Below are 12,532 nucleotides of genomic sequence, written 5' to 3' on the forward strand. Positions count from 1 at the left end.
ACTATCGCAAGCTTTCTAAACTACCTGTGTGCCTCAGTCCGTCTTCACTGGCGCAAAATCATATCAGCGGCTTTTTCAGCAATCATCACCACCGGTGAAGCGGTATTGCCCGATACGATCTTTGGCATAATTGACGCATCCACGACCCTCAAACCGTCAACACCGTGAACGCGTAAATCTGCGCCCACAACGGCGTTTTTATCTGTTCCCATTTTGCATGTTCCAACGGGGTGAAAAATCGTGGTTGCAATATTGCCTGCGGCCTCCAGCAAATCGGCGTCGTCACTTATTGCAGGGCCGGGCAAAATTTCTTCAGGCTGATACATTTTTAGAGCTTTAGCCGTCATGATCTGACGGGCCTGTTTAATAGAAGCGACAGCAACATGTTTGTCGGCATCGGCTGACAGGTAGTTTAATTTTATATTAGGCTGACAATCGCTGTCGCGCGTTGAAATATGACAACTGCCGGTACTTTCTGGTCGCAAATTGCATACCGACATCGTAATTGCCGGAAAACAATGCAGCGGATCACCGAGCTTGTCGGTGGAAAGCGGCTGAACGTGGTACTCTAAATCAGGTGTTTCTTTTGACGGGTCTGACTTGGTGAACATGCCAAACTGGCTGGGCGCCATGGATAGCGGTCCACTTCGCTTAGTCAAATATTCAAGCCCCATAACCATTTTGCCAACAGGCGAATTGGCAATTGTATTGAGCGTTTTGGCGTTGCGGACCTTGTACACTGTGCGAATTTGCAAGTGATCCTGAAGGTTCTCACCAACGCCTGAAATTTCGTGGATTGGCTGAATTCCTAATTCGCTTATACGATCAGGTTGCCCAACACCGGACAGCTCTAATATTTTCGGCGAATTGATTGCGCCTGCGGCCAATAAAATCTCGGCATTTGCATGCGCTACAACTGACTTGCCTTGATGTGTAAATGAAACGGCACTTGCACGCTTGTTTTCAAATATTATTTTCTCGGTATGCGCGCCGGTTAGCACTCTTAAATTAGGTCGATTGAGAGCAGGCTTTAAAAATCCAGTCGCCGCACTCCAGCGCACACCTTTGTTTTGGTTTACTTGAAAAAAACCGGAGCCTTCATTGTTTCCGTCATTAAAATCTGCGCGCGGCTCAATGCCGAATTCTTTGGCACCTTCCTGAACAGCTTCGAGAATTTTCCATTTCAACCGCTGCTTGGAAACCTTCCACTCGCCGCCCTGACGGTGCATAGCGTCATTAATTTCATAATGATCTTCCGATTTCAGGAAGTAAGGCAAGACGTCGTCCCATGACCAGCCAACATTGCCCAGTTGACGCCAATTATCATAGTCTGCCGCCTGCCCGCGCATATAGATCATGCCATTAACGGACGAGCACCCGCCAAGGATTTTGCCACGCGGATAAACAAGACTACGTCCGTTCAAGCCCGGTTCATTTGCTGTCTTCATCATCCAGTCTGTGCGCGGATTGCCGATGCAATACAGATAGCCGACCGGAATTTTGACCCAATGGTAATTGTCCTTACCCCCAGCCTCCAACAAAAGCACACGAGTTTTGGGGTTTTCGCTTAGACGGTTGGCAAGAACACAGCCAGCTGTTCCGCCGCCTACGATTATGTAATCATAATTTCCGTCAAGCGCTTTTGCGGTGTTCATTTAAGTCTGCTCCAAAAGTCTTGAACGGTCCCCGCCAATTCCTGCCACAACTGATAACGTTTGTCATATAGCTGAACATGATCTTTATCCGGGTGGTATTCACGGTCAGGCTCGGTCATTGCCGCAATTGCAGTCTCATAATCTGCAAAAAGACCAACACCGCATCCAGCGCCAATTGCCGCGCCCAATGCCCCTGTTTCTGACGTTTTGGACACCATGACCGGCAGATTAAGACCATCTGCAAACATTTGCGGCCAGTGCGGACTGCGCGATCCGCCGCCGGATAGAACGGCTCTTTCAAAGACCAACCCTGCTTTTCTTAGAACGGATATATGGCGACGGTGCTCGAACATGACGCCTTCAAACAAGGCTCGCAAAACGTGTCCCTCGTTGTGCCAACCGGCAAGCCCGAGAAACCCCGCACGGCTATTGGGTGCCTGCCCAGAACCATAAAGAAATGGAAGGAAGAATGGATCATCAATTCCGGCAGTTGTCTGACCCAAACGGTCATTACAAAAGCCGAAAGGATCATCATGATGGTGGCCACGCTCGACAAATTCGCGAACATACCACTCAAGATTTGCGGCAGATGTCGCGCTGGACTCAATATTTACAAACCGGTTTTCTCCAAACCCCGCAACCATAAATACGGTTTCGTCATTGACCGGCTTACTGGAGAAAACCTGATTGATGCCCCATGTGCCCACAATGATCGATGCTTCTCCCGCGGACACAACACCCGATCCCATGGCGCTCGACACAACATCAAAATAGCCCGCTATGACAGGCGTGCCTTCGCAAAGGCCTGTTGCTTTCGCTGCTGCCGGTGTGACCGTTCCGACAATTTCCGCAGGATCGGCGAGACGCGGCAGCATTTCGCGCGCATCGGCTAGGCCATAAAGCGCCAAAAGCTCATCGTCGTAAACACAGTCCGGCATACGCGTCAGACCACAACCGGACATGTCGGAATAATCAGACACACGCTCACCTGTGAGGCTGAATGTGATAAAGTCCTTGCACAGCATCACTGTGCCGGTTTGCTCGTATAAATCCGGCCGGTGGTGTTTGACCCACGCAAGCAATGTCGGCGTTTGTGACGGCCAGGGTTTCTGCAGACATAACTGATGAAAACGCTCGCCGTGCCGGTCACGCAGTTTTCGGGCCATCTCTGCCGCACGTGTATCAAGCGATTGAATACCGACCAGCGGTTGATCATTCTTGTCCAAAAGATAAAGACCATTGCCGTGACCGGCGCAGCCCACACCAACAATTTGAGAAGCCTCAATGCCTGCTTTCGCAATACAGTTTTGTATTGCTTCCTGGGCATTGGCCCACAGCTCGTTGAGATCACGCTCAACATGTCCTGCCTGCGGAGAGGATGATTTTCCGTCAAGCGCATGTTTGGCGATCTGTTTGCCTTGAAGGTCAAACAGCACCGCTTTGATAACGGTATTGCCGGCATCCAGACCCAGTAAATATTGTTTGGACTCAGCCACGATTATAAATTTCCCAAGCTTCTTCACCGGACGCCGCATTGTGAATAATTGCCATCAACGCACTGACAACCGCTTTCGGGTTATCATGTTGGTAGATGTTACGTCCGTAAACCATACCTTTTGCGCCTTGTGCGATAATCGCCGCTGATTTTTCCAGAACAGCTTTAAGATCTTCCTTGCCGCCGCCGCGAACAAGAACCGGCACCCGTGCCGCTTCCACAACGCGGTGAAAATCTTCCGCATTTTCTGTCGGGTCTGCCTTGATGATGTCCGCGCCCATCTCGCTGGCTAGCCGGGTAAGGGTCACAATTTTCTCCGCATCGCCATCAACCTGATATCCACCACGTACATCATTTGGCAGCATCACCAGCGGTTCAATCATCAAAGGCATGCCGTATTTTTGGCAGGCCGCGCGCACACGACTGATATTTTCCACACATTGGCGGAAAAGCTCTGGCTCATCGGGCAACATGAAAAGATTTACCACGACAGCCGCCGCGTCCATCTCCAACGCGCCAATGATCGGTTCGTCATAATTTTGCAATTGGGACCACATCACACGATGGCGCCGGTCGTTATAAGGGTTGCCCATGTCAATACGCATCACCAGTGCCGGCTTGTCTTTTTCCGGACGGCTTTGCAGTAAATCTGCCTGTCCGTATGCACATTGTATCGCATCCGGTCCGGCTTTGATCAAAGTGTCCATAACCGTGGGCATATCTTCCAGCCCGACCATGAAACTTGGCTCGTTGCAGACCCCATGATCAATGGCCACATCAAGACAACCTCCATTGGTGAAAAGTCGGTTCATACGGGCTTTTGTGTTTGGTCGCATTGATCGCTCCTTATGTGATTTCGTGTTTCAAGCATGTCCTCAGACACGCCGTAAAAGTTTTGCAGCTCAGCAATCAGAGTTTGCTTTTCTTGCCGCGCTTTTGCCGCGCTCCAGTTGTTCATTTTGCTGGTGATTTGGCAGATTGTGTCAATCATTTGCGATGACAATTGGCCGGTAATGGCCAAGTCGGTTCGCCTTAAAACAATGTCTGACAGTGATGTGACAAACTCATTGGCGACCAAAAACGCGATCTCTCCGGCCGTATAGGAACTGCCCGAAACAATTGGACGGTCATCCCCGCGCGCCTCGCAATATGCCTGAACATCATGCGCGCGTGTTCCGTAAAGTCGGGCAAGATGTGCAGCGCGTTCCGGTCCAACTGAATAGTTTTGGATGATCTCATCGATCAGTGTTTCAGCATTTTCCGGAAAATTCCGGCCGCCGCCTATTGGCATTGTGCTTGTGTGTTTGCTTCTGTCATGGCCAAGCTCTTTTAAAACCTCGTCCGTGGTTTGCTCTGCAAAGGCACGAAATGTCGTCCATTTGCCGCCGACCATACAGAATTGCGGCACGTCTGATCCTATACGCTTTGTGAAATGGCCCCGCGATATGCGCCCTGTAAAATTATGATCGCTGCGCGGTAAAGGCCGAATACCGCTATAGCTGAAAACGATTTGCTCCGATGCAATCTCTATTTCAGGAAACAGCAGGCTTAAGGATGAGAGAATGTAGTCGCGCTCATGCTCTTCACATTTAACGCGTGAGGCATTTTCAACACGTATATCAGTCGAGCCGGCCAGCACCTTTCCCAAATAAGGGAATACTATGCAAACCCGACCATCCCTGTTTTCATAAAACATCATATGACCGTTCAGCGCTTCAAGCAGCGCTTTATTTTCAAGGATCAGATGAGAACCCTTTGTGCCGGAAACCAGTTTTTCCAATGGCTTTTTGTCAGCCGTCAGCGCTCCAAGAGATTCATCCAGCCAAGCGCCCGTTGCATTGACAATGGTTTTCGTACGAACCGAATATTCACGCCCCGTTTGATGATCGCTTAGAAAATACTCGCTGCCTTTTCGTTCCAACGTCGCATAGTTTAAGGCAGCACAGCGCGGATTTTGCGCCATCGTGTCGATTATCAGTTCAAGGCCCAACCGTTCGGGGTGACTAATCCAAGCATCATAATAAGTCGCTGAATAGCGCAAGCCGGCCATTAAAGCGGGCCATAATTTACGCGTCGCTTTGGCAGAACGGAAACGGTGTTTAGGCAGTGTGCGATCTTTGCGGGTGATCCAATCATATAGGGATAAGCCAAACTTGATCGGCATAGCACCGCGATTAGCGGGTTTGTCCGTGTATCTTAAAAAAGAAGCAACAGCATTCAAGCTACCCGAGAACAATGAAACGATCGGTATGGTAGTCGGCAAAGGTTGAACAAAGTGAGGTGCATTGCGTAACAGCCCATCACGCTCGGCAAGGGATTCCCTGACCAGTCCAAACTCACCATTTTCAAGGTAACGCAAACCGCCATGTATCATTCTGGAAGGCGCAGCGCTGCATCCGGAACAATAGTCTTTGCGCTCCACCAGAAGAACACGAAGCCCCTGCAAGGCAAGATCACGATATACACCAATACCGTTAATTCCACCGCCAACGACAATGACATCAAAGTCGGGGTCATGCGATATCGCTTCTATAATGTCTTCTCTTTGAGCAGACATAGGTTCTCCGTTCACTGAAGCGGACCTCAGTGCCAATGAATTACAAAATTTACGACGGGTTATCCGTCCAGATCAGTCAGATGTTTACGGGCTGCCCCATCAATCAGAGCGACATCATCCGGCGACAACTGAATGCGTCCGGCTTTGGCATTTTCGCGCGCCTGCTCTGCCGTTCGGGCACCGCATAGTGAAAATGTTATGCCGGGTTGCTGTAGCGTCCAAGCGATAACCGTCTGGGCCAGCGTCACATCATGTTGGTCGGCAACAGGCTTAATTGCCTCCATCAAATGTTGGACCTTCAACCTGTTTGCTTTGGAAAAGCGCGGATTATCCTTGCGTTGGTCATCGCCATCAAAGGTTCTGTCGACGGTCATTTTGCCGGAAAGAATACCCAATGCCAGTGACGAATAGCTCAGCACCGAAACATTGTTTTCACGCGCAACGGGCAGCAGCGACTGCTCTATATCGCGCTTGACCATGCTATATTCTTCCTGAATGGCGTCCAATGAACCGGCATTCAAATAAGCCTTGATGTCTTGGGCAGATGTATTGCTGGCACCGATAGACCGGATTTTACCGGACGACTTCAGCACTTCGAGAGCCTCCATCGTTTCGTCAACCGGTGTGGTAGGGTCCTGCCAGTGCGTAATATAATGATCGATATAATCAGTGCCTAAGCGTTTAAGGCTCTCTTCAACTTCATGGATAATTGAATCCTTACCCAAATATCGATGAACAGGCGCACCTTCATAATCAAAGAAATGATTACCCTGTTGCGTGTGCCAGACCAGCCCGCATTTGGTGGCCAAAACAACCTTTTCGCGTTTGTCTTTGATTGCCTTGCCAACGATTTCCTCCGCCAGCCCCTGTCCATAAGCTGGTGCGGTATCAATCAAGCTGACACCTTCATCAATTGATGCGTGGATTGTCTCGATCGAACGGGCCTCATCGGTCCCGCCCCACATCCAGCCACCTATTGCCCAAGTGCCCAGACCTATCGCGGAAGCGTTGATACCGCTTTTACCAATCGGCCGGGTTAGCATATTATGCGACATAGCTGGATTTCTCCTGTTTATTGAGTACTGAAAGTGCGGTTTCTTCATCCAAGACGATCGTATCCAGATAATCTCCGGCAAGAGTTGCCTTGATCGGTCTTGCTTTTTCCTGACCGGTTGCCACCCCGATAACGCGCCCGCACTCTGCCAATTCTGACGGATTTAAAGCGACAAGGCGGTTGTTTAGCGCGTAGTTGGCTATAGAACCGTTGTCGTGAATAAGGTGGGCGAGAAATTCTCCGACGACCCCCATATCGACCAGCATTTTGCGGTCCGCTTCCGGAACCGGATTTAAATCGTAATAGCTGGAACCCGGCGCATCTATCGAGCCGACGCCAACGAGGGCAACATTGGCTTTTCGGGCAAGGTCGAACACTTCACGAACCGACGAAACTTGGCGCAACATGTCGCGCTGCGATGTGCTCTCTGCAAAAAGCGGCGCATGAACCAGCATTGCTTTGCCGCCCAGCTTTTCTGCCATTTGCGTTGCAAGATGGTTCACATCCGTGAAGTACTTTCCCTGCACACCGCCAGTCAGCGGAACGACGGTGACATCCATACTCATTTCAACACTGAGATTATCAACAACAGCGCTGATTGCCTTACCGCCGGTGATCGCAATAACATCGCCATTGCGTACGGTTTGAGCCAGAAGATTTGCCGCTGCGCGCCCAACCTGCTGTAAAGTGGTATCCGGATTGCCGGATACTGTCGGCGTGATAACAGCGTTAGACAGAGAGGTTGCATCAACCAGCGCGTTTTCATGATCGACCAGATCCTGGAACACGGATTGTATGTCGATTTTCACCATGCCCATCTTCCGGCCTTGAGCAATAAGGCGATTGACCTTGGACGTGGATAAATTCAACCTGCTGGCAATCTCAGATTGCTTCAGACCCTCCATAAAGTGCAGCACAAGCACCGTATGTATCTGTCTGACCAGTTCATAATTTGCGATCATATCAGTCATTGAACAATCTTTCCCGCCTAGCCGCGCCGCTTGTTTAAGTAGTGATCAATTGACACGGCCGCGAGCAAAATTGAACCGCGGATAATGTCCTGCCAGTAAACAGAGACGTCCAACAGCGCCAAAGAACTGGAGACGACTGACAGCAAGATGACACCCAGTATCGCTCCGAAAATTGTGCCGGTACCGCCCGACAGGCTCGCGCCTCCGATGACAGCAGCTGCGATAACATTCAGCTCCATACCGATGCCGAATGTAGGCTGTGCCGATCCAAAACGGGCCATGTAAATGATACCGGCAAATCCGCACAATGCCGAGCAAAGTGTAGTGGTCATGAACACCACTTTTTTCGTACGGATGCCGGAGTAAGCAGCGGCGCGCTCGTTGCTACCGGTGTAAAAAACTTTCCGGAACAAAGTCGTTTTACGCAGCATGAAATCGAAGCAAATAACCGAAACCAGAAAAATGATAATGATCAGCGGTATCGGACCGATTGAACCCTGACCAATAAATTTGAACTCGGGCGGCAGTGTAAACAACCCTAAAGGCCGCCCGCCTGTTGCAAGAAGACATATGCCACGCGCGATCACCATAACGGCCAGCGAAACAATGAAATGGTGCAGACCGACCTTTGTGACAAAGAATCCCATAATGGCCCCGATAAGCGTACAGACAAGGATTGCCAGTCCCGACGCAAGCCAAGGATCCATACCACCAAGAAACAGCCAACCTGCAACCACCATTGCCAGTGCCGTGACAGAGCCGACAGACAGGTCAATACCGCCGGAGATCAGCAGAATTGTCATGCCGATAACAACGATGCCCTCAACAGCAAAGGCCATGACCATCGCGCGTAAATTCACCCATGTCAGGAAATATGGCGATGCGAATGACATCACGATGAACAGGAGCAAAATGATTGCGATCAAGCTGGTTTCACGCATCTTGAAGAGACGCATCAACGTCCCGTCCTTGCTGCCTTTTGCTTCGTACTGTGTGCTAATTGTATTCACAATATATGTCCTTTAATGTCGCGTCTCATGGGCAGGAGACACAGTCACCGATGCCAAATGCATAATATTGTTTTCAGTCATATCCGCGCCGCTAACCTGCCCGCTGATTGTGCCTTCACGTACAACCATGACGCGGTCGCATAGCCCGATGAGCTCCGGCAATTCTGAAGAAATAACCACAATGCCGACACCCTTATCGGCAAGGTCACGCAAAATGCGGTAAATTTCCATTTTTGCACCGACATCGACACCGCGTGTCGGCTCATCCAGAAAGATGAGTTTGGGCTCAACAGAGAGCATTTTTGCAATCGCCACTTTCTGCTGGTTTCCGCCGGATAATGAAGACACCGGATCGTGCAGATTGCCGCATTTCAAATTGAGTTGCTTTCCAAGCCTACCGGCCTGCCCCTCCTCTTTTGCATGCGACAAAAGTCCGGCGGAAGTGGACACCTGTGACAAGCTGAGCGCTGAAACATTCGAAGCAATGGACATATCAAGAAAGATGCCATCACCTTTACGGTCTTCGGAAAGATAGACAACACCCGCATTAATGCTTTGCTTATAATCGGCAGGATTAAACGGCTGCCCGTTCACCGAAGTTTCGCCTGTCACATCGGTTTCCAGCCGGCAAATACCTTTGGCGATTTCACTGCGCCCTGACCCGATCAAGCCGCCAACGCCCAATATCTCGCCGCGTTTTAATTCAAAGCTGACATCCTGAAAGCGCTTGCCATCGCTCAGGTTACGCACCTGTAGAATTGTTTCGTTGCTCTCCGAAACAGACTTGGATTTGTCCGGATAAATCGTATCCAGAACACGGCCAACCATTGCGTTGACAACATCGCCCGGCTGGATTTCAGCCACTTGCCGGGTCGTAATATATTTCCCATCGCGGAAAACGCTCACGCGGTCGCAATTGTCAAAAATCTCCACCATTCTGTGTGAGATATAAATGATCGCAATGCCCTGATCCGCCAGTCGGCGCATGATTTTAAAGAGCTTCTGTGCTTCATTTTCAGTGAGCGCTGCTGTCGGCTCGTCCAAAATCAGAATACGGCAATCAAGCGTTAGTGCTTTGGCAATCTCCACCAGTTGCTGGTTTGATATCGACAGATCACCGGCGCGGGCCGACGCATCAATATCACAGAGCTGGCTCAAAACTTTTGCCGCTTTCTGGTGCAGCGCATTGTAATCCATCAAAAATGACCGGCTTACATTGGTTGCTGACATAAACATGTTTTCGGCAACACTAATGTCTGGGCAAAGAGCGATTTCCTGATGGACAAAACCTATGCCCAACTCCTGCGCTTTGGTGGGCGATGTAATTTTTTGCGGAACGCCATCAATCAGAATTTCACCCTCGTCTGGTTGCAAGATTCCGTCGATAATGTTCATCAATGTTGATTTTCCAGCACCATTCTCTCCAGCCAAGGCATGAATTTCACCTTTGCGAAGCTCAAAATCGACCTGTGTCAACGCATGAATCGGACCGAACGATTTTGATATATTGGAAAGTTTTAGCAGTGACGCTTCAGTCATCATTTTAACCAACATTGCATGAAGAATGATCGGGAGCGGCGGTGAAATATTTTGCGCCGCCCCCATTGTTATAAAGGCCGATTAACTCGGATCGCGCCCTTCCATATATGTGTTTAAGTCAAAGCTATCGGCGTTCTCTTTTGTGATCACGGCAAAACCGTTGTCCATGTACGGAATTTGCATCGGATTGAAGCCGGACACTTTATAGTCATTGAACGGGTCGAAAACCTCGCTGTTGGCTGCAAGAAATACCGCCATGAAACCCATAAAGCCCTGCATGCCCTGATTGGGATTGAGCGCCATGTGAATATTGCCTGCCTTGATGTGTTCCAACGTTGCCGGCGTGATATCCGCGTGCATGATAAGCACATCAGCCTTAGCTTCCAAAATGGCCGCCACCGCACCTTCAGCGGAACCCGCTTCGGGAATCCAAATGGCGCCAAGATTTGGGTTGGCCTGCACAATGGAAGCCGTTGCGCGGTATGCAGCATTGCTGTCCTGGTTTGTCGCCTGACGACCCACCAGCTTCATTTCAGGATAGTTCTCTTCCATATAAGAGACCAGCGCTGTAACCCTCAAATCATGATTGGATTGGCCCGGATTTTCCAGAACCGCATATTCACCGTCCTCACCAATCTGCTTGACAATTTCTTCTGCGGCAAATTTCGCCTCGGCAAGATTGTCAGAAGTAATATAGGCCGTACGGTTGGACTTTGGTGAATCCGCAGCAAAAGTTACGACTTCGGTACCATCTTCAATCGCACGGTTGATCGGCTCAATAAACGGATCAGACTGCATCGGGTGAAGCAAAATACCTGAAGGCTGCTTGACCAAGTCCTGTTCGAACGAAGCAATTTGTTTCGTGATGTCATAGTCGGGCGTGCCGGAAAAAACAGTTTCACAGCCAAACGCCTCTGCCGCTTGCTTAAACCCCTGATACACAGGAACCCAGTATGGATGGCTGGATACCATAACGTTCATAATATAAGTTTCGCCGCTCTCACATTTCAGCCCGCCTTCTGCAGATGCTGTTGTCGCGCTCAACGATGTCGCTGACATCGCCGCAAATGTGACTGCGCCTAAAATTCTAAATGGTCTCATTCTCTTCCTCCCAAAAGTGGCAACAAAGCCAAATCATCGCGTGACGCAAACCTCCATTTGCAACATATATCACGCGCCGCAATTTATTGCGATAGCGCCTATACACATCAATACAATCGTCGAGTCAAGCCATTTAATATATTTTTCTATTAGTGAAATTTATTTCACACAATCTTTGCATAGCTCTTAAAATGGCGTACCCGTTTGCGCCAAGTGTAAACTTGTTTCAGGTCACAGGCATTTGCTATTTCTACAAGCGGGCTTGTTCTGGCAGCATCAGGTTCGTGCCAATTACTTGGAGTCAAACTTTGAGATTGACCACCCACCTTGAGCTCTAACGTCCATAGGTTACGATAATGAAATCATTCATATTCGGTGTGAATTTTGGTGTGCACGTCGCGAAGCAACCATAACGCGAAAAGAAAGTTCGGCATAACGAGAAGCAATGGAACTACAATGTGCCCAAGGCCAGTTGCGGTCTCGACCGTACTGGCGGCTGGCTCGGCAGTTTTTTTGTCACTAGCTGCAACAGCCATAATAAACAAAAGAGCATCCCATAGAGCATGGTAAATTATAGGAACCCAGATTGATCCCGTACGTATCAACAAAGCGATCAACAACACGCCACTGCAGGCAGCGCTAACAGCTTGAATAGTTGCGGCCCCAAAATCACCCGTCGTAAAACCGTTCAAAATATGAACAGAGCCGAATGCAATTGAGGTAATGATGATTGCCGGCCAAATCGATAAAGGTCCGCGGAGAGCTCTGAACAGGACCCCTCGAAACATAGTTTCTTCAGAAAAGCCGACAAGTAGAGAATTAAAAAGAACCAGTACAACCAGTGAAATTGGCGGCAATCCTAGAAAGAAAACCAGCGCTAACGGAACAAGTAATACCAGACATGGCAACCATAAAATTTTCAGCGTGCTTTTTCTTGGTGAGGCAAACCTAAGGTCTCGCCATCCAAACCACCATATGGCAGCAATAAGAAGGATACTTGCAGCAAGTATGCTCCACGCAACGCCGCCGGCAGCAGTGTCGACCAATTCGGTTGGCCCGCTACTTGCCAATTTGCCCGGTAGAACCGTGGTTGCGATCCACAAAATCAAGATCACAAGGGAAATTAATACGCGCTTGCCGCCGTTTGCCG

10 protein-coding genes are annotated in these 12,532 nt (G+C 49.6%); all 10 read right to left on the reverse strand.

What is annotated here, in order from left to right; genetic code table 11:
- Positions 1-44: 44 nt before the first annotated feature.
- Positions 45-1,655, reverse strand: coding sequence for a GMC family oxidoreductase (locus tag SU32_RS14245; RefSeq protein ID WP_054000047.1), 1,611 nt, complete (start codon positions 1,653-1,655; stop codon positions 45-47).
- On the reverse strand, positions 1,652-3,190 hold the full coding sequence (locus tag SU32_RS14250; protein ID WP_082376776.1) for an FGGY-family carbohydrate kinase: 1,539 nt from the start codon (positions 3,188-3,190) through the stop codon (positions 1,652-1,654). The genes SU32_RS14245 and SU32_RS14250 overlap by 4 nt, the downstream gene beginning before the upstream one ends.
- Positions 3,144-3,986: a class I fructose-bisphosphate aldolase gene (locus SU32_RS14255; protein ID WP_054000048.1), complete on the reverse strand. Its 843-nt coding sequence runs from the start codon at positions 3,984-3,986 to the stop codon at positions 3,144-3,146. The genes SU32_RS14250 and SU32_RS14255 overlap by 47 nt, the downstream gene beginning before the upstream one ends.
- Positions 3,959-5,707: a glycerol-3-phosphate dehydrogenase/oxidase gene (locus SU32_RS14260; RefSeq protein WP_054000049.1), complete on the reverse strand. Its 1,749-nt coding sequence runs from the start codon at positions 5,705-5,707 to the stop codon at positions 3,959-3,961. Before SU32_RS14260 ends, SU32_RS14255 begins: the two co-directional genes overlap by 28 nt.
- Positions 5,708-5,766: 59 nt before the next feature.
- Entirely contained in the window at positions 5,767-6,762 is a 996-nt protein-coding gene (locus tag SU32_RS14265; protein WP_054000050.1) for an aldo/keto reductase, read from the reverse strand.
- Positions 6,752-7,732, reverse strand: coding sequence for a sugar-binding transcriptional regulator (locus SU32_RS14270; protein WP_054000051.1), 981 nt, complete (start codon positions 7,730-7,732; stop codon positions 6,752-6,754). The genes SU32_RS14265 and SU32_RS14270 overlap by 11 nt, the downstream gene beginning before the upstream one ends.
- Positions 7,733-7,749: 17 nt before the next feature.
- Positions 7,750-8,688: an ABC transporter permease gene (locus SU32_RS14275; RefSeq protein ID WP_082376779.1), complete on the reverse strand. Its 939-nt coding sequence runs from the start codon at positions 8,686-8,688 to the stop codon at positions 7,750-7,752.
- Positions 8,689-8,754: 66 nt separating this feature from the next.
- Positions 8,755-10,284: a sugar ABC transporter ATP-binding protein gene (locus tag SU32_RS14280; RefSeq protein ID WP_425394281.1), complete on the reverse strand. Its 1,530-nt coding sequence runs from the start codon at positions 10,282-10,284 to the stop codon at positions 8,755-8,757.
- A 78-nt stretch (positions 10,285-10,362) separates the two neighbouring features.
- The gene (locus tag SU32_RS14285) at positions 10,363-11,382 is read right to left on the reverse strand and encodes a substrate-binding domain-containing protein (RefSeq protein WP_054000052.1); all 1,020 of its coding nucleotides are present in this window, start codon (positions 11,380-11,382) and stop codon (positions 10,363-10,365) included.
- Positions 11,383-11,744: 362 nt separating this feature from the next.
- On the reverse strand, positions 11,745-12,532 hold a 788-nt coding region (locus SU32_RS14290; RefSeq protein ID WP_054000053.1), incomplete at its 5' end, for a CPBP family intramembrane glutamic endopeptidase.

Source organism: Ahrensia marina, assembly GCF_001293565.1.
Classification (GTDB): domain Bacteria; phylum Pseudomonadota; class Alphaproteobacteria; order Rhizobiales; family Rhizobiaceae; genus Ahrensia; species Ahrensia marina.

Excerpts from the sequence above, each read along its gene's own strand:
- SU32_RS14280 (WP_425394281.1), bottom strand. The coding sequence starts at position 10,284 with ATGATGACTGAAGCGTCACTGCTAAAACTTTCCAATATATCAAAATCG.
- SU32_RS14245 (WP_054000047.1), bottom strand. The coding sequence starts at position 1,655 with ATGAACACCGCAAAAGCGCTTGACGGAAATTATGATTACATAATCGTA.
- SU32_RS14265 (WP_054000050.1), bottom strand. The coding sequence starts at position 6,762 with ATGTCGCATAATATGCTAACCCGGCCGATTGGTAAAAGCGGTATCAAC.
- SU32_RS14255 (WP_054000048.1), bottom strand. The coding sequence starts at position 3,986 with ATGCGACCAAACACAAAAGCCCGTATGAACCGACTTTTCACCAATGGA.
- SU32_RS14260 (WP_054000049.1), bottom strand. The coding sequence starts at position 5,707 with ATGTCTGCTCAAAGAGAAGACATTATAGAAGCGATATCGCATGACCCC.
- SU32_RS14270 (WP_054000051.1), bottom strand. The coding sequence starts at position 7,732 with ATGACTGATATGATCGCAAATTATGAACTGGTCAGACAGATACATACG.
- SU32_RS14285 (WP_054000052.1), bottom strand. The coding sequence starts at position 11,382 with ATGAGACCATTTAGAATTTTAGGCGCAGTCACATTTGCGGCGATGTCA.
- SU32_RS14250 (WP_082376776.1), bottom strand. The coding sequence starts at position 3,190 with ATGCGGCGTCCGGTGAAGAAGCTTGGGAAATTTATAATCGTGGCTGAG.
- SU32_RS14275 (WP_082376779.1), bottom strand. The coding sequence starts at position 8,688 with ATGCGTCTCTTCAAGATGCGTGAAACCAGCTTGATCGCAATCATTTTG.